This window comes from Zooshikella sp. RANM57 (assembly GCF_050749885.1).
GTDB lineage: Bacteria > Pseudomonadota > Gammaproteobacteria > Pseudomonadales > Zooshikellaceae > Zooshikella.
Genome location: NZ_JBOIUB010000012.1, coordinates 17,758 through 35,787, shown reverse-complemented (window position 1 = coordinate 35,787; position 18,030 = coordinate 17,758). Strand labels below are relative to the sequence as shown.

The 18,030-nt window shown below is 41.3% G+C and carries 14 protein-coding genes; 6 read left to right on the top strand and 8 right to left on the bottom strand.

The annotated features are described in order from the left end of the window. Window positions 1–56: 56 nt before the first annotated feature. A complete protein-coding gene (locus ACQ96U_RS21020) occupies window positions 57–323 on the bottom strand; it encodes a hypothetical protein (RefSeq protein WP_431723235.1) in 267 nt (88 codons plus the stop codon). A 240-nt stretch (window positions 324–563) separates the two neighbouring features. Next, window positions 564–1,892 (bottom strand): branched-chain amino acid transport system II carrier protein, encoded by a 1,329-nt coding sequence (brnQ, locus tag ACQ96U_RS21015; protein WP_431723234.1) that lies wholly within the window; start codon window positions 1,890–1,892, stop codon window positions 564–566. Window positions 1,893–2,977: 1,085 nt separating this feature from the next. On the opposite strand from brnQ, the gene ACQ96U_RS21010 reads away from it, so the two are divergent. After that, window positions 2,978–4,372 (top strand): cellulase family glycosylhydrolase, encoded by a 1,395-nt coding sequence (locus tag ACQ96U_RS21010; RefSeq protein ID WP_431723233.1) that lies wholly within the window; start codon window positions 2,978–2,980, stop codon window positions 4,370–4,372. 131 nt (window positions 4,373–4,503) lie between these two features. Here ACQ96U_RS21010 and ACQ96U_RS21005 read toward each other — a convergent pair whose 3' ends face one another. The 5 genes from ACQ96U_RS21005 to ACQ96U_RS20985 form a co-directional block, all read right to left on the bottom strand. Beyond that, window positions 4,504–4,983, bottom strand: a complete 480-nt coding sequence (locus tag ACQ96U_RS21005) for a hypothetical protein (RefSeq protein ID WP_431723232.1) — start codon at window positions 4,981–4,983, stop codon at window positions 4,504–4,506. Window positions 4,984–5,188: 205 nt separating this feature from the next. Beyond that, window positions 5,189–5,563 carry a class I ribonucleotide reductase maintenance protein YfaE gene (gene yfaE / locus ACQ96U_RS21000; protein ID WP_431723231.1) on the bottom strand — a complete coding sequence of 125 codons (375 nt, stop codon included), beginning with the start codon at window positions 5,561–5,563 and terminating at the stop codon, window positions 5,189–5,191. A gap of 77 nt (window positions 5,564–5,640) precedes the next feature. Beyond that, the gene (gene nrdB, locus ACQ96U_RS20995; RefSeq protein ID WP_431723230.1) at window positions 5,641–6,771 is read right to left on the bottom strand and encodes a class Ia ribonucleoside-diphosphate reductase subunit beta; all 1,131 of its coding nucleotides are present in this window, start codon (window positions 6,769–6,771) and stop codon (window positions 5,641–5,643) included. A gap of 150 nt (window positions 6,772–6,921) precedes the next feature. Next, window positions 6,922–9,192 (bottom strand): class 1a ribonucleoside-diphosphate reductase subunit alpha, encoded by a 2,271-nt coding sequence (gene nrdA, locus ACQ96U_RS20990; protein WP_431723229.1) that lies wholly within the window; start codon window positions 9,190–9,192, stop codon window positions 6,922–6,924. Continuing rightward, a complete protein-coding gene (locus ACQ96U_RS20985; RefSeq protein WP_431723228.1) occupies window positions 9,161–9,370 on the bottom strand; it encodes a hypothetical protein in 210 nt (69 codons plus the stop codon). The genes nrdA and ACQ96U_RS20985 overlap by 32 nt, the downstream gene beginning before the upstream one ends. A gap of 525 nt (window positions 9,371–9,895) precedes the next feature. Between ACQ96U_RS20985 and ACQ96U_RS20980 the strand changes: the two genes are divergently transcribed. Both ACQ96U_RS20980 and ACQ96U_RS20975 read left to right on the top strand, forming a co-directional pair. After that, on the top strand, window positions 9,896–10,630 hold the full coding sequence (locus ACQ96U_RS20980) for a response regulator (protein ID WP_431723227.1): 735 nt from the start codon (window positions 9,896–9,898) through the stop codon (window positions 10,628–10,630). Window positions 10,631–11,044: 414 nt separating this feature from the next. Next, window positions 11,045–12,649, top strand: coding sequence for an ATP-binding protein (locus ACQ96U_RS20975; protein WP_431723226.1), 1,605 nt, complete (start codon window positions 11,045–11,047; stop codon window positions 12,647–12,649). A gap of 365 nt (window positions 12,650–13,014) precedes the next feature. On the opposite strand, the gene ACQ96U_RS20970 is transcribed toward ACQ96U_RS20975, so the two are convergent. Beyond that, window positions 13,015–13,932, bottom strand: coding sequence for a LysR family transcriptional regulator (locus ACQ96U_RS20970; protein WP_431723225.1), 918 nt, complete (start codon window positions 13,930–13,932; stop codon window positions 13,015–13,017). Window positions 13,933–14,079: 147 nt separating this feature from the next. On the opposite strand from ACQ96U_RS20970, the gene metE reads away from it, so the two are divergent. From metE to ACQ96U_RS20955, 3 genes are all read left to right on the top strand, one after another. Continuing rightward, on the top strand, window positions 14,080–16,386 hold the full coding sequence (metE, locus tag ACQ96U_RS20965) for a 5-methyltetrahydropteroyltriglutamate--homocysteine S-methyltransferase (RefSeq protein ID WP_431723224.1): 2,307 nt from the start codon (window positions 14,080–14,082) through the stop codon (window positions 16,384–16,386). Between the two features lie 119 nt (window positions 16,387–16,505). Continuing rightward, entirely contained in the window at window positions 16,506–16,721 is a 216-nt protein-coding gene (locus tag ACQ96U_RS20960; RefSeq protein ID WP_431723223.1) for a hypothetical protein, read from the top strand. Between the two features lie 141 nt (window positions 16,722–16,862). Beyond that, entirely contained in the window at window positions 16,863–17,936 is a 1,074-nt protein-coding gene (locus ACQ96U_RS20955; protein WP_431723222.1) for an oxidoreductase, read from the top strand. Window positions 17,937–18,030: the final 94 nt, after the last annotated feature.

The following is an 18,030-nucleotide window of genomic DNA, read 5'->3' as shown; positions in this document are numbered from 1 at the left end:
TTTTTTGAAAATAGATCCTGAGGGGGGAGGCGCAAAGGCCTCTTTATAGGGATTATTTATGGGGTAAGCCCTTTGCTGCTTTTTAATGTGACTTTGTCATCGACAAACTTAATGCTGATTTGTTTTTTATTATCACCCCAAAAGCAGTTTTTAAATAGGGATAGCGATTCACAATTGTCAGGTTCACCAAGAATCGCAGTGACTTCACTATAAGCCATGGCAACTTCAATCTTTTCAAAGTTTTCTTGGGTGACTTTGGTACATCCCGCAAGCAGTAACAAGGTGAATACTGCCAAGCTAATTGATTTTATGTGGTTCATCATTTTGTTCATCTTTAAAAAATCTCATTTAAACTAGATTCAGTCGTGGATTATAGCGAACCCTTCAGTGTTGCCATGTGCGTCAGTTCATTTAAAAAACAATAGATATAGCAGAAGATAATAACAAAGTGGTGACTGATTGAGTGATGGGAAGTGTTTAGTGGATTGTGTTGTGATATTTGTAGGTGAGATCTGGCAATCAAGCAACATGCTTGATTGCCAGAAATGTATTACGAGATGAAATTATGCAGCAGCAGCTTCAGCTTGCTCATCAGATCTCATAAGGTGGCTAATAATAAAGCCTATCAGTAATCCCGCAACACCTGGTACGACCCAAGCTAATCCGTGAGCATGGAATGGTAGAGAGGTGTATATATCCATCATAGGGTTGATCAAATTAGCATCAGCAGCCTTTATACCTTCAAACAAGCTGACAGGCAGAATTGCCAATAGCGTGCAGCTGAATACGATACGAGGACGGTTAAAGCGTGGACGCATCAAGCATAAGAAGATAATGGCAATAGCCAATGGATAAATGAAAAACAATACAGGGATAGAGAGTGAGATTAACTGGCTTAAGCCGACATTGGCAATAACACCACTTAAAGCAGTAAACAGTATGACATACGTGCGATAAGACAGTTGTGGGAATGTTTTGTGGAAGTATTCACCACAGGCTGTCATCAAACCAACGGCAGTACTTAAACAAGCCAGGGTAATTGTTAAGCCAAGGATTAAGTTTCCAGCATCACCGTATATAGCATTGGTGTAAATTTGAATAATTTCACCGCCACTGGTTACATTACTTGCAATTAACTGGCTGGTTGCACCCAGGTAACCTAGAGAGATATAGACCAGTGATAGTCCTAAGGCTGCAATCAAGCCAGCATAGATAGTGTAGCGTGTCAGGTAACGACGCTCAGAAACACCTTTATCTCGAAGGGCTGTGATAATAACGATACCAAAGGCTAATCCACCTAATGCATCCATGGTCAAATAGCCTTCTTTAAAACCATGGGAAAAGGGGGCTGTTAGTGTTTCACTGGGGGTGCCTAGTGGGCCTTGTGGCGCAAACACAGTACCAAGTGCAATAGCGGCAATCACCAGTACCAGTAGTGGGGTGATGATTTTACCAATGGAGTCTACCAGTTTGCCTGGAAATAGTGCTAAGGCTAAGGTGGCACCAAAATAGACAAAAGAGTAAATAGGGAGTGCAGCACTACTATCTGAAATACTTTTTACACTCATTTCAAACGCAACAACTGCTGTTCTAGGTGAGGCAAAGAAGGGGCCAATGATTAGGTATATGGCTAAGCCTAAGGCTACAGAGACTTTGAAAGGCAGGTCTTGAGTAAGCTCTGTCAGACCTCCGTTCATCCGTGCAGCAGCGACGAGTCCTAAGAGGGGTAACCCAACACCGGTCAGGAGAAAGCCAAAGATTGCTATGGCTAAATCTGTACCGGCCATTTGTCCCAGAGAAGGGGGGAAGATTAAATTACCTGCCCCCAGGAACAGGGCAAATGTCATTAAACCGACAGCAATGATGTCGAAACTTTTTAACTTACTATTCACGGATGAACCCTATCAATCTATGTTCAGTTTCTAATGGACTACTTGCTCTTGGGCTATCAGCTAAATACCCTACGTTCATACTTTGTGTATTTACACAACAATGACGTTTGATAATCACACCAACTATGCCCGATTGACTGATCCATGACTGAGGATTACGAAACAGAGTACTGAATATGCTGGGTAACGCCACACTCAATTACTACTTAGCCTGTGGGTTGTTCAGGCTGTTTCTGCGAGTCACTTGGGTAAAGCAACATAGCTAACGCAAACCCCAGTGCATTCTGTTCGTAAACTTCTTGTCATGCTGGTTGCTGAGCCTCTCTGTTTGATGCTCAACCCCCTTCGTAATGAATAAGTCATCACATGAAGCTAAACGACCCGTCTGCACAAGCTGTATCTATTGTACCTGCTGGATTTTCCACCAGGATAGGCAAGTAGTAAATAAAAACAATGGTGGAATCTGCCTATTTTTGCGGCGATAGGGGTAGAGGTCAGTGTAAGGCACTGTTTTAAGCGTAGTAAAGCCTTGTAGTTGATAATCTTTATCATTTCTTAATCCCTGTTATTCTCGTATAGGCTCATCCCAAAACAGTTTTCGCAAGAGGTTGGTATTGGCACATGAGGAAACCCAGTATTTCATGAGTGCTAGCACAGGGTGCAATACTACCAATGTGAAAAGTCTGCACTTTAAAGAATGCCCTAATCTTATTGTTATTATGGGAGGCTTATTTTAGCCCCTTTTTAGTTTACTAATACCTGCTATCTTACAGTTAATCAGCATTATTTTTAAAATGCCAGCACTATTTATGACTATGAAAGGCTTATGACGGAATAATTTCCAGTTAGTCTCGAGTGATTTAGATAGCTAATTATTAAAAGTAAATAGCAATAAAACTAAATTAAACAGTGCTACTTTAAATCATTCATTTAATTATCATCTCACTTTGCGACAGTAAACAGTGTTTATTGAAGGGTAAATCTTAGTTAAAAAAACTTTTTTATCTCCCTTATTTCTATTTATCCAGTAGTAGGGGGAGGTATTGTGGACAGATAATAAAAATAATATTTACAAGGAGTATAGCATGCGAGCGTTGCACTCAGTTTTGTTATTGAGCCTAATTTTTATCTTATCAGCATGTAAAATTGTGGCGGAAAAACCACGTTATATAACAGATGACCAAGGACGGGCACTTATTTTACATGGATTAAATACCAGTAGTAGCGCAAAGCAGCACCCTCAGCGATTACCTTGGATTCAACCTGAAGATATTGAAAGAGAAGCTTCTCAATGGGGGTTTAATTTCGTACGGTTGCTGATCTTTTGGGATGCGATAGAGCCATCCCCTGGGGTTTATGATGAACATTACTTGGATTTAGTGGCTGAGCGTATCCGTTGGTATCAGCAACAGAAGATGTATGTTTTACTGGATATGCATCAAGATTTGTATGCTGTACAGTTTGGTGGGGATGGTGCTCCTGGCTGGGCGGTTATTACAGATGGTTTATCTGCTCAACCCCGTTCTCCTTGGTGGCTTACTTACCTTGAGCCTGGTGTAACTCGCTCTTTTGACAATTTTTGGCGTTATGATGGTAGCCATAGTTACTTACAGGATCACTATGCCGCTACATGGCAACATGTTGCTCAACGCTTTAAAGATGAACCAAATGTAATTGGTTATGATGTGATGAATGAGCCTTATGGGGGAAGCCTTGCCTGGCCACTGTTTGAACCCGCTTGGTTAAAGCCTTTTTATGAGCGTGTCATACGGCAGATTCGAACTGTTGATAATGATACTTGGATTTTTGTTGAACCTCAGGCTTTGGGTGTTAATTTTGGTGTTGCATCTGCCTTACCCGTTATTAATGACAGTCGTCAAGGAGAGAAAAGACTTGTTTATGCGCCACACTTTTATCCTCCTTTATTGCATGAAGGTGGAGATTATAACGGTGACTTAACTATTTTTAAGTCCTGGGCATCGGCACGCGCCAGGGAGCTGGATAATCAACAAATGCCTTTAGTGGTTGGTGAATTTGGTATAAACCCTCAACAGAAAGGATCTACCCAGTTTATACGTGATGTCACGCAGTTTGCTGATCATATGCAAGCGGGCTGGGCGCTTTGGTCAAATGATCCTGGGAGTTGGTCGCCCACAGACCAGCAAGGGAATGAAACAGCTTTAGTGGATGAGTTGGTGCGGATTTACCCAAGAGCAATAGCAGGTAAGCCTAAGACGTATCTTTATGATGCTAATACACGACATTTTACTTTGGAGTTCACGACGAGAAAGGGAATTACGGGGCCTACTGAAATTTATATTCCTGCTCGTAGGCATTTTCCTGAAGGATGGACCCTTACCATTAATGTACCTAAACAGTTTTGGCAACAACGTTGGGATGAGGAACGAGAGATTTTATCCCTTTATACTAAAGGCGACGACCTTCGCTACCGGGTTGAAATTCGCCCAACACGAAAGTAAGTTGTTTAAGAGGTAAAACTTACCCTCTGCTTATATCAATGTGAGTGTCGAAGGATGAGTCCAGCATACTATTTGCTGGTTCAGCTGTTTTTCGACATGTTTTAAAAATAAGAGAGGGTAAGGTCAATTAATTAGTTAACTTTAACCAGTTTAGGCAAATCTTCAGGTGCTACAGTATCAAGTGTCATAATACTGAGTTGATTTGCATTTGGTGTCATGTCTGAGTTGATTTCAGGAGGCAGTTTGTACATTGCGCCTGTCGCAGGATCTACGATTAGCATACCAATTAAACCGCCAAAAAAAAGATTTCCCCAATACCAGCCATCAACAGTACTTTCTAAATTAATGGTTAAGTCGTTATATCCTTCACGGCTAAAAGTAACGGTATAGTCGGCTCCTGAAAAGTAACCATTGCCAGCATTTAAAGACACTGTTTCTGGTGTCGTACCTTGGTGAATGGTTTTACCTTCTTCGTTTCGGATAATAAAGGTGCTTGATGCTGGCGTACTATTGATCGCAACAGGGTAAACATCTTCACTGACAATACTGGCACAACCAGAAATAAACGATGTAGAGATAATAGCAGCTACGGCAAGTGTTTTTTTAAACACAATTAAATCCCCCACTTACTTCTTAATAGTAAGGTATGTGTTGATAAAAAATATGCGGCCGCATGTGAGGCTTGTCTTGCCAGTTTGGGACTGACTTGCAAGTTCTAGAGTTGAGGGATTCTATTTATTTGTGTGATTCAAGTAAAGTTTTTTGTACGGTAGAACTATTAAATTATTGATGAGAGACAAGTTACTGTCGTATTGATTATTCGCGTTCGTTATCAATAGGCGTGGCTGGATAAGGTAGCTCAATAGTGATGTCTGTTTTTGCTTTACAACAGCAGGGGAGTATTTTGCCTTTACCAATAAAGGCTATGGGGTCCTCTAAATAATCAACCTCACCATCTAATAACGTAACCTGGCAAACACCACAAAATCCTTGGCGACACTGATATTCTGTTGCAATATTTTGTGCTTCTAATGCTTCAAGTATTGTATGCTCACTACGGGAAATAAAGCTGAATTCGTCTTGTATTTTTATGATTTTTGCCATGGTGACATTAGGGGTGTATAGACTGTTTTGGTTTATATGTTGGGGTGATAGCATACTATTCTTGAAACAGGATAAGGGCATGGTCATAAAATACCCTTATCCACTAGGTTTTTCTTTTATCGTTATACACCTAGTTTGTTATTAGCTTATGGAAGTGTTTAAGGCTATAAGTCAAAATCAGAAAAGTCGCTGTTGTCGACCTCATTATCAATAGCACCAACTAAATAAGAACTAATTTCAGCTTCTTGGGGAGCTACTTGAACATTATCACTGACTAGCCATGAGTTCATCCAAGGCAGTGGGTTTTGTTTGGTCTCAAAAGGTGCACTAAAACCAATGGCCTGCATACGTTGGTTAGTGATGTACTCGATATATTGACTCAGTATGTCTTTATTTAAACCAATCATCGATCCATCACGAAACAAATAGCCAGCCCATTCTTTTTCCTGGGTTGCAGCATCAGTAAAGATTTTTTCGGCAAGTGGACGCACTTCTTTGGCTATTTCTGCCATTTCAGGGTCATCATCGCCTGATGCCATGATTTGCAGCATGTGCTGTGTGCCTGTCAGGTGCAAAGCTTCATCGCGTGCGATGAGCTTGATAATTTTGGCGTTGCCTTCCATTTTTGCGCGCTCAGCAAAAGCGAAACTACAAGCGAAACTCACATAAAAGCGGATAGCCTCAAGGACATTCACAGCAACGAGCGTTAAATAAAGCTTACGTTTTATATCGCGTAGTGAAATGTTAATCGTTTGACCATTAATGGTGTGCTGGCCAGGACCAAGCTGTAAATAGTGATTGGTGCTGGCAATGAGGTCATCATAGTAACGGGTAATATCTGTGGCCCGTTTACCAATAGCTTCATTGACGACAATATCATCAAAAATTTGTGCTGGCTGAGGCAATACATTGCGGATAATGTGGGTGTAACTACGGCTATGAATTGTTTCACTGAATGACCAGGTTTCAATCCAGGTTTCAAGTTCAGGGATTGATACCAGTGGTAGAAATGCTACGTTAGGAGACCGGCCTTGTATTGAATCCAGTAAAGTTTGATATTTTAGATTACTGATAAAAATATGCTGCTCATGTTCAGGCAAGCTCATAAAGTCCCGGCGGTCCATTGAGAGATCAACTTCTTCAGGGCGCCAAAAAAATGAAAGCTGCTTTTCGATGAGCTTTTCAAAAATAGGGTAGCGTTGTTGATCATAACGAGAGACATTGACTGGCTTACCAAAAAACATGGGTTCTTTGGTGGCATCAAACTGTTCGCGATTAAAAGTAGTGTATTTCATAGAAGTCATCAGGCCTGTTATCAAGCGAACCCAATTTATACCCTGTACGAAAGACTTTTTAGAAAAGACCCATGCCTAAGCATATTCCTAAAAAATCATTCGCAATGGTTTACTTTTAGGGAGTGGGGTAAGGCAATATGCCTTACCTCATCAGATTTTACAGGCACCTCCTGCGCAACCATCATCCAGGTCATCTTGAGCGTCTTTTGCACCATCACGTGTGTTATGATAGTAAAGCGTTTTTACACCAAGTTTATAGGCTGTTAATAGGTCTTTTAGCAGCAGTTTCATTGGCACTTTACTGCCTTCAAAACGATTGGGATCATAGTTGGTATTGGCAGAGATCGTTTGATCAATGAATTTCTGCATAATCGCAACTAACTGTAAGTAGCCATCATTACTGGGGATATCCCAGAGTAATTCGTAATTTTCTTGCAGATTTTGATAGTCAGGAACGACCTGTTTCAAAATACCATCTTTACTGGCTTTAATACTGATATAGCCGCGAGGAGGCTCTATACCATTAGTGGCATTGCTGATTTGAGAAGATGTTTCAGAGGGCATTAATGCGCTCAATGTGCTGTTACGCAAGCCATTTTCTCGAATTTCCTGACGTAATGTTTCCCAATCTAAATGGAGTGGTTCACTACAAATGCTATCAACATCATTTTTATAGGTATCAATAGGTAAGATACCCTTTGCATAAGTTGTTTCATTAAATTTGGGGCATGCACCAAACTCTTTGGCGAGTTTGTTCGATGCTTTCAGCAAGTAGTATTGAATCGCTTCAAAGGTGCGATGGGTCAGTGGGTTTGCAGAGCCATCAGAGTATTTCACACCATGCTTAGCTAAGTAATAAGCAAAGTTAATAACACCCACACCTAAGGTCCGACGATTTAAACTGGAGTTTTGTGCCGCAGGTACGGGGTAATCCTGATACGAAAGTAAACTATCCAGTGCTCTTACAATAAGATCAGCGAGTGGTTCTAGCTCATTGAGATCTTCAATGGTGCCAAGGTTAAATGCAGCCAGTGTACACAGCGCAATTTCACCTTCTGGATCATCAATACGGGTCAGCGGTTTAGTGGGTAGTGCAATTTCCAGGCACAGATTACTTTGGCGAATAGGGGCCTGCTTAGGATCAAATGGACTGTGTGTGTTGCAGTGGTCAACATTTTGTAGATAAATTCGACCCGTACTAGCTCGCTCTGCTGCAAACAGTGAAAAGAGTTCTACTGCTTTTACCGTACGTTTTCGAATATTTTCATCATTTTCATACTGTACATACAGTTGTTCAAATTTTTCTTGATCTTCGAAAAAAGCGTCGTATAAACCTGGTACATCTGAAGGACTAAATAGTGTGATGTGTTCACCTTTAATAAGGCGCTGGTACATCAGTCGGTTGAACTGGACACCATAGTCAAGATGACGTACACGGTTTTCTTCAACACCACGGTTATTTTTTAGTACCAGTAAAGACTCAACTTCAAGGTGCCAAACTGGATAAAACAAGGTTGCAGCACCGCCACGAACACCACCCTGAGAGCAGCTTTTAACCGCGGTTTGAAAGTGCTTATAAAAAGGAATACAACCTGTGTGGTAAGCTTCTCCACTACGAATCGCACTTCCTAGTGCTCGAATACGTCCTGCATTCACTCCAATACCAGCACGTTGACTGACGTATTTTACAATGGCACTGGCCGTTGCATTAATAGAGTCTAACGAATCATCACACTCAATCAGTACACATGAGCTAAATTGACGTGTAGGTGTGCGAACACCTGCCATAATAGGTGTTGGTAGTGATAGTTTAAATAAAGAAACAGCATCATAAAAACGTTGAATATAGTCCAGCCGTGTTTCTTTTGGATAACCACTAAATAGGCAGGCCCCTATTAAGATATACAGAAACTGAGGGCTTTCGTAGTATTCGCCTGTAATTCTGTTTTGTACAAGGTACTTGCCTTCTAACTGTTTAACAGCAGCATAGCTGAAGTTCATATCTCGCTGATGCTGGATAAAGCTATCCATCTGATCAAATTCTTCTTTGCTGTAATCAGACAGCAGGTGGCGATCATATTTACCAAGATCAACAACACGACAAACATGCTGATAAAGAGTAGGAGGTTCAAATTGTCCGTAGGCTTTTTTACGCAAATGATAAATGGCTAAACGTGCAGCCAAATACTGATAATCAGGAGCCTCTGTTGAGATCAAGTCTGCTGCAGATTTGATGAGCGTCTCATGAATGTCTGAGGTTTTTATACCATCGAAAAACTGAATGTGAGACTTAAGCTCAACCTGTGATACAGAGACATTATTTAAGCCCTCAGCAGCCCAGGTAATAACCCGGTGAATTTTTTCAAGATCAAGTGGGTCTTTACGCCCATCACGTTTGGTAACCAGAAGGTTGTTGTTCATGTAGCCAATTACCTAATAAAGCAGTACCAGGTCGATAAAAAATCCACAAAACAACGCCTTGACTACAAATGTAAGTCAATTGATCAGTAAGGTGACAGAAATTCCGTGTCAGTTGACAACAAAGAGGGGAGAAAACCTCTAAGACTGCTGGATAATGCTTGGCTGCATTATCAAACAAGATATTCTACTTAATGATTTGTTGTGCTAGGCGCTGATGTGTGCTCAGTAAAGTTTGTTACATCGTGTAAAGTGATTAAAAACTAGATATTGGGTTTTTCAATCTACTAAACACAAGATAATGCGGTTTTGCGTTTAATGCAAGTTTAATATCCTGGGGAGAGCTTGTGTATAAAGTGTGAGTAAACTGTGAGGTAAGTGGCTACATACTCTGAAAATGGCCTATGAAACAGTTAATAAAAATTGCAATACTGCTATTACCAAACATGAATATTGTTTATCCTTGAGAGTCATAGATTAGTTAGTACCATCGTAAAGGGGATACTCAATAACGTATTCTGATTTGATTAATTCGGTCAAAACAAACATGTGCTAATTGTCTTATTAAGGTAATGACGATACCTTTGTGAATAAATTAGGCTTTTTTTTTGTTGAGTGCGTCATAAAGTAGTTATATAACGCAATAGTGATCTATTTTTAGTGTCAGTAAAATGACGGCTCATCGGCGAAGGATGGAAGAGTTACTGTGGAACATTCAGAAACGGGTCGAGTATTGATCGTCGAAGATGACGAACGCTTAGCCACACTTACCAAGGAATACCTAGAAAGTAATGGTATGAGTGTTGCTGTTGAAAGTGATGGTGCTAAAGCTGTTGACCGTATATTAAGTGAAACACCCGACCTTGTGGTGTTGGACCTTATGTTACCTGGAGAAGATGGCGTTTCTATATGCCGTCGACTAAGACCAGCGTATAAAGGTCCTATTTTAATGCTGACTGCAAGAACAGATGACCTGGACCAAGTGTTAGGGCTGGAAATGGGGGCGGACGATTATGTTGCTAAGCCTGTACGGCCTCGGGTGCTCTTGGCACGGATTCGAGCATTGTTGCGACGCTCACCCATTGAATTGGTAGAAAGTGTAGCACCAAGTGATTCTACGACACGCTTGGTATTTGGACCTTTAGTCATTGATAATGCTATGCGTGAAGCTTGGCTAAGGGACGAAAGTATTGAGCTGACAAGTGCTGAGTTTGATTTGCTTTGGTTGCTTGCCAGTAATTCTGGACGGGTACTTAGTAGGGAAGAAATCTTTCTTGCTTTACGTGGTATAGAATACGATGGTCAAGATCGTTCTATTGATGTACGTGTTTCTCGCATTCGTCCTAAAATAGGTGATGATCCGATACACCCTCGACTAATAAAGACAGTTCGAAGTAAGGGCTATCTATTTGTTAAAGATGCAGGTGTGATCAACGCTTAATTGAGTGAAGGTGTTTGCACTTTCTGATAAGCATGATGAGTACATATGCTTTATACAATAAAACCAGACAAATTTTATCGTTTTGTCTGGTTTTTGTTTATTTAGGTAAAGTAATTTTTTTCTTTATTATTGCTCAATAATACGTGTTTTTCATTACGGCTTGTTCTGTCTTATTTTAAGGCATGATGGGGTAACTAAAAAACAACGTATATACACCTGCATAAGTGAGATCATAGCACAGCGTAATCATTAAAAGCTGAGTATACTTCGGTGAATAAACTCTTATTGAGTAAGATTATTCTCGCCGATATGGGTATATCCTTAATGAGGGTAAACAGTCTGCGTTTGTTTTTGCTTTGAATTCATTTTCTCTGTTCATTTGTTGATTACCCTTGATTCCTTTTAGGAGTGCTTGTGACCAGTATTTTTTTACGTATTTATGGTGGGTTGTTATTTACACTGGTTCTGGTCGCAGTGTTATCAGGGTTAGCCGTCACCATTATTAATAGTTTTCGCTTACAGGATTACCAGGAGTCTGTCGCTCAAGGTACATTTAATCTTGTGGCAATGCAGTTATCAGGAAAACCTGAGGATTTACAGCTATTGCTGCTACAACAAGCAGAACATTTATTAGGTATTCCTTTAGTGCTTGTTGAGGCTGAACGGACAACATTAAGTCAAGCTGAGTTAGATCGATTAAAGGAAAAAGAAGTTGTTGTAAGTCAGCTAACACCTGATAAGGCACACGTATATAGCATGGTTGATGAACATACGTTATTACGTGGCAGAGTGACCAGTATTTCAGAGCAGCTGGCCTACGGCTCTGTGATGTTAATTAAGCAACACTTGATCAGTATGCCTTTTCACCATCGTCAAGCACAGGTTGCAGAATTACAACATGTGTTTTCTTATCCACTGTCGTATCACCGGGCCGCTGATAGTGGTTTATCCGCACAAAATTTACAGCGTTTACGTGATGGTCACATGGTCATGCTGTTAGGACCTGATGCACGTTCAATCAGGTTATTTGTAGGTCTTGAAGGGGGAAGTAATGTTGGGTTGGATGAAACTCAACAAGTGCTAGAAGTAGGACCCATTCGCTTTTTAGAAATGTACCCTTTTAAGTTAGTTTTTACGATTAGCCTCTTTGCATTTTCCTCTATTAGTCTAGCGATTTATATCTTGGTTCGTGGGCTGGAAAAACGTTTGCGTAAAATGGAGCGGGCTGCCACAAAAATCTCACGAGGTGACCTGGATGCTCGGGTTAATGTTCGAGGTTCTGACTCTGTGGGTAGGCTGGCGAGAGCATTTAATGGTATGGCCTCACATATACAACGCTTGTTGAGTATTCAGCAAGAAATGATTCGCGGGGTTTCTCATGAGTTAAGAACACCTGTGGCCCGATTGAGATTTGGCTTGCAAATGGTTGAGGATGCGCAATCGGCAGATGAGCGTGAAAATTATTTAGGTGGTATGGATAACGATATTCAAGAGCTGGATCATCTTGTTGATGAGATTTTAACGTATGCCAGTTTGGAACAGGGATCACCTGTTTTACATTTTAAGCGAGTTGATGTGGATGAAATTGTTGCCCAGGTGATTAAAGAACACTTGGCATTAGCGAATGGTATAGCGCTGGAGCATATCCCTTGCCCTGCGTCTGAGCCTAAACGACGAGCAGAAGTTGAGCGACGTTATATGCAGCGTGCTATACAAAATCTGGTGGGTAATGCACTACGTTATGCAAAAACAAAAGTGACAGTACGTTATACCGTGACCTCTGAAACGTGTCGAGTTGATGTTGAAGATGATGGACCAGGCATTCCCGAAAATGAGTGGGATCGTGTTTTCACCGCATTTGCACGTTTGGATGATAGTCGTACTCGAGCTTCAGGTGGGTATGGGCTGGGTTTATCCATCGTACGACGCATCGTGTATTGGCATAATGGACGCGCATTAGTGGGACATAGTGAAATGGGGGGGGCACGTTTTAGTATTGTGTGGCCTCGTCGTCAGTAGCGAAATAATAACGTTTTTCTTGAACAGTAATGTATTGCACGACTTATGTTGCATTTATGTTAAAAATGACTGATTTTTAATGTATAAAATAGTACGTTAATTTCAACTTGTTGATTTAATTACAGATTGTTTCCAACATTTACAAAGCTATCATAGAAGTGAACAGTGAATTTTGTGACAATGAGATTACATTCTATAGGTAATGCCGAGATCGGCAGTGAATAACCATTTGCTGTGGATATTTACCCTATATGAGTGAAAGTGAGGTTGTAGTTAGAACTTTCTCTTTTATCTCCTTGTTAGAGTAAGAGCTCTTTGATAGAGCTCTTTTTTTTTTATATACCCTTCGCGAATCAATTTTATTTCTATTTCAGCAAGGTAATGCCTTGTAGTGTTTCTACACAGGTATCTTTGGCGGTTAGAATAAAATCCTGCATATAGGGTGCATTGAGTTGGTCATCTCTTGCTGCAAAATAGAGTGTTGACCATACGCCTTCTTTGCCCAAAGGTTTTGCTGTGATATAGGCTTTTTCTAAATATTCTGTTAAAGCCCAATTGGGTAAAGCACAGACACCTCTGCCACTGGCAATTAATTGAATCATCATAAGTGTTAATTCTGATGTACGAATTGCTTTGGGTTCAACGCCAGCTAAGTCTAAAAACTGCTTAAAAATATCCAGTCGCCCTTGTTCTACCGGATAAATAATTAATGTTTCATTTGCCAAGTCTTGTGGTTCAATAAAACGTTTTTTGGTGAGTGGATGTTCTTTGGGTAACGCCAGCAAACTTTCATATCGAAATAATGGAATGTAGCTAATACCATCTAATGGTTCGGGATCTGCCGTAACAACCAAATCCAGATCTGCACGACAGAGGGCGGGTAATGGCGCGAAATTAAACCCGCTGGCTAAATCTAATTCTACATCAGGCCAATGCTGGCGATATTGATTAAGTGTGGGCATCAGCCACTGATAACAGCTATGACATTCAATCGCGATGTGGAGCCGTCCTGTTTCACCTGTAGCCAGTCGTCCCAATTCGCGTTCTACGGCTTTTACTTGTGGCACAACTTCCTGAGCAAGATGCAGTAATTTGTAGCCAGCAGTGGTCAGGCGGAGTGGACGACTTTTGCGAACAAAAAGTGATCCGCTGATTTTATCTTCCAGATCTTTAATTTGATGAGATAGAGCTGATTGCGTCACATGTAATCGCTCTGCTGCAGCCACTAAACTTCCACACTCATATAAGGCTAACAAGGTCTTCAGGTGACGGAGTTCAAGCATATTTATTAGAAATTCTCATGTTAAAGATAAAAAAAATGAGATTGTTTCAAGTTTATCTCTGACTGACACTAATGTCTATGGATGCCGCAATCTACGGAAAGCACGGCGTGTAGGCCATCATCTTTTGGACAATGAGAAGAGAACATCATGAGTGTACATAACCTGGGATTTCCCCGTATAGGTAAGCGTCGGGAGTTAAAAAAGCATGTCGAAGCCTTTTGGCGAGGTGATATTGATGAGCAAACACTTCAGACTGAAGGTAAAACATTAAGAAAACAGGCATGGCAGCAACAAGCAGAAGCAGGTGTAACGTTGATGCCAGTGGGTGACTTTGCCTGGTATGACCATGTTCTTAATATGTCCAATTGGTTGGGGGTGATTCCTCAGCGTTTTCGCCACTTACCTCAGGGACTTACGCAATATTTTGCGATGGCTCGGGGATACCAGCAGCAAGGAGAAACGCTGGCGGCGTGTAAGATGACAAAGTGGTTTGATACTAATTACCACTACATTGTGCCTGAGCTTGAAGAAAGTCAGGGGTTTCAGTTGCAGGTTGATGACTTATTAGCTCAGGTCAAAGAAGCACAACAGTTTGGTCATCAAGTGAAGCCAGTGCTGGTTGGTCCTGTTACTTACTTGTGGTTGAGTGAAGTATCTGGGCAAGGGGATAAATTACGCTTGTTGCCTGCGCTGTTGGAAGCGTATGGACAACTGTTGCAGCATTTAGCTGACTTGGGCATAGCGTGGGTGCAATTAGATGAACCTGCATTGACCTTGGATCTTCCTGTTGCATGGCGTCAGGCGTATGAGCAAACCTATCACCATTTACAAACAGCTTCCGTTAAAATTTTATTAGCAACCTATTTTGCAGGGTTAGGGGATAACTTGACCTGTGCGGTTAATTTACCTGTGGCGGGCTTACATATTGACGCGGTTCGCGCTCCAGAACAGTTAATCAGTGTGGTAGATCGTTTACCCCGTTACAAAGTACTTTCCGTGGGTATTATTAATGGACGCAGTGTCTGGCGTGCCGATTTACGTCAGTTGTTGCAGACGTTAACACCTGTTTATCAGGCTTTTGGTGATAATTTATGGTTAGCCCCTAGTTGTTCATTATTACATGTACCCGTTGATTTAGAGCTGGAAACACAGTTGGATACAAAGGTTAAACCTGGACTTGCCTTTGCCATTCAAAAGTTACATGAATTATCTGCATTATCTTTTGGTTTGCGTGAGGGCGAAGCAAAAATTGCAGAGCAGCTTGAGATCTCAGACCAAGGCGTTCAAGCTAGAAAGCTTGCTGTACGACCTGTAGTGCAAAAACGTTTAGCAGAATTAACGGCTCAAGCTGAGCAGCGTTCACAACCGTATACTGAGCGAGCAAAAGTACAGCGAGCGTTGCTGCAATTGCCATTGTTACCAACAACCACTATTGGCTCATTTCCCCAAACTTCTGCTATACGTCAGTTGCGGGCAAAATTCCGTAAAGGGGATATCGATTTAACGCAGTATCACCAGTCATTACAAAAAGAAATTCAGTTTGTTATTCAAAAACAGGAAGCGCTGGATCTTGATGTCTTAGTGCATGGCGAGCCAGAACGAACAGACATGGTGGAATATTTTGCTGAGCAATTAGCAGGGTTTGTAACCACGCAATATGGTTGGGTGCAAAGTTACGGCTCGCGTTGTGTACGTCCGCCAATTGTCATTGGGGATGTGGAGCGGCAACAACCGATGACGGTAGGTTGGAGTGCATATGCTCAGTCCCTATCCAATAAACCTGTGAAAGGCATGTTGACAGGACCTGTGACCATTCTTCAGTGGTCTTATCCTCGTGATGATGTAGCGCCAGAAGTCAGTGCCTTTCAGATTGCCCTTGCTTTGCGTGATGAAGTGGCTGATCTGGAAAAAGCAGGTATTCACATTGTACAAATTGATGAACCTGCATTTAGAGAGGGAGTGCCTTTACAAAAAGCGGCACAAGCCCATTATTTACATTGGGCGACACGTGCTTTCCGTATTGCTTCTGCGGGTGCGAAACCGACCACTCAAATTCACACTCATATGTGTTATAGCGACTTCAACAGTATTATTGAGCATATCGCAGCGATGGATGCGGATGTGATTACTATTGAAAGTACACGCGCAAAAATGCAACTACTGGCGGCCTTTGAAGCCTTTAGTTATCCCAATGAGATTGGGCCTGGCGTTTATGACATACACTCACCCAGTGTGCCTACCGTTGATGATGTTGTTAAGCTCCTACAGGCAGCAATTAAATATATTCCCGTTGAACGGCTATGGGTGAATCCAGACTGTGGACTCAAAACACGTAATTGGGGCGAGTGTGAGCGTGCATTGGCTGCTATGGTGAATGCGGCGAAACAATTACGTCAATCCCTTACCTCAGGACAAGCTGAACGGCAGGCTGATTTGGCATCTTCAACTGTATAAGGGGATATCCATACCACGTATATCCACTATAAAGAGTATATAGACGGTTCTGGTTGTATATGTAGGGTAGACTCGATAAAATAGCTGTATCTATATACAGTAAGGAGTGTGTCTACCCTATGCATCAACTTTGGCAAGATATTTCCTGTGCGTTGCCTCCTCCATCCAGCCGGGTTGACCTTGTTGTTGATCCGGCTTTTTCATGTTCAGTTGTTCGTGGTTATTTTAAAACAGATGGTGAATTTTATGTATTTGATGGGTTAAAAATTACTCATTATGTACTGAAGTGGCGGTTGATAGAGGAAGGTTTGCAGTTACAGCAGATGGCATCCTAAGCATTCATTAGGAAGAGAGTAGGACTTTAGTATAGAATCTGTCATATTTAAAACAAATAAATGAGTGGATTTATGTAAGCCCTTGTTGTAATGGTGTGCTTAAGTAAGTCCACATATAGTAAGTCAATTGTGGATGAAGATATGACGATTAAAACGGCAGTTGTCGGCTATGGTTATTCTGCAAAAACATTTCATATTCCCTTTCTGATAAATAGTGATCAATTTGATCTGATTGCAATTAAGAGCAGTAAGCCTGATGAAGTAAACAAAGATCTACCTGCCGTTAAAGTCTATACCGACATGAGTGAACTGCTGAAAAATTCAGCGGTAGAGCTGGTGATTATTACTGCACCAAGTCAGTACCACTTTGAACTGGCAACATCGTGTCTTCAGGCCAAAAAACATGTCATTATTGAAAAGCCTATGGTATCGGATTGTGCACAAGCGCGTGCGTTAGTAGCACTTGCTAAGCAACAAGGTGTCATTTGTTCTGTTTACCATAATCGACGTTGGGATGGTGATTTTCTCACGGTTAAGAAGCTGATTAACAGTGGTAAGTTAGGTACGGTTCGCTATGTTGAATCACATTTTGATCGCTTTCGTCCGGTGGTGAGAGACCGTTGGCGCGAACAGGCTGGACCAGGAACAGGTATTTGGTTTGACTTGGGATCACACTTGCTGGACCAGGCGTTGTGTTTATTTGGTCTGCCCCAAGCCATAACAGGGCGTTGTATTCCTCTTCGAGATAACTCTACGACAACCGACTTCTTTCATGTGTTATTGCACTATCCTCAATTAGAAATGGTATTACATGGCAGTCCTTATTGTGCAGCGCCTAATATTCGCTTTCAAATTCAGGGAACCAAAGGTTCCTTTATTAAATTCGGTTTAGACCCTCAGGAAGACCAACTTAAAGCAGAGGTAAAACCACTGGAAAATACAGGGGTTGTGACTCCTAAATGGGGTAAGGATAGGGCTGAACAATACGGTATGCTGTATACTGAAGAACAACAAGAAGTTATAGCGACTGAAGATGGGTGTTACCAAAATTATTATCTGGAAATTGCTGATGCTATTTTAAAAGGTCACAATGTACCTGTTACTGCAGAAGACGGACTAAAGGTCATTAAACTGTTGGAGTTGGCTATTTTAAGCAGTGATAAAGGTAAAACACTATCAGTCGATGATTATTGGGAAATGGATCATTACGAATAAGAATATAACTAAGAAAATATTTAAAGGTACTCTTATGTACATGCCAGGGAGAGGCTAGCAACATCAAGCAAATAAAAATTAAATTTTTGGGGGG

Excerpts from the sequence above, each read along its gene's own strand:
- ACQ96U_RS21020 (WP_431723235.1), bottom strand. The coding sequence starts at position 323 with ATGATGAACCACATAAAATCAATTAGCTTGGCAGTATTCACCTTGTTA.
- ACQ96U_RS21010 (WP_431723233.1), top strand. The coding sequence starts at position 2,978 with ATGCGAGCGTTGCACTCAGTTTTGTTATTGAGCCTAATTTTTATCTTA.
- yfaE (WP_431723231.1), bottom strand. The coding sequence starts at position 5,563 with ATGACCATGCCCTTATCCTGTTTCAAGAATAGTATGCTATCACCCCAA.
- nrdB (WP_431723230.1), bottom strand. The coding sequence starts at position 6,771 with ATGAAATACACTACTTTTAATCGCGAACAGTTTGATGCCACCAAAGAA.
- nrdA (WP_431723229.1), bottom strand. The coding sequence starts at position 9,192 with ATGAACAACAACCTTCTGGTTACCAAACGTGATGGGCGTAAAGACCCA.
- ACQ96U_RS20970 (WP_431723225.1), bottom strand. The coding sequence starts at position 13,932 with ATGCTTGAACTCCGTCACCTGAAGACCTTGTTAGCCTTATATGAGTGT.
- metE (WP_431723224.1), top strand. The coding sequence starts at position 14,080 with ATGAGTGTACATAACCTGGGATTTCCCCGTATAGGTAAGCGTCGGGAG.
- ACQ96U_RS20960 (WP_431723223.1), top strand. The coding sequence starts at position 16,506 with ATGCATCAACTTTGGCAAGATATTTCCTGTGCGTTGCCTCCTCCATCC.
- ACQ96U_RS20955 (WP_431723222.1), top strand. The coding sequence starts at position 16,863 with ATGACGATTAAAACGGCAGTTGTCGGCTATGGTTATTCTGCAAAAACA.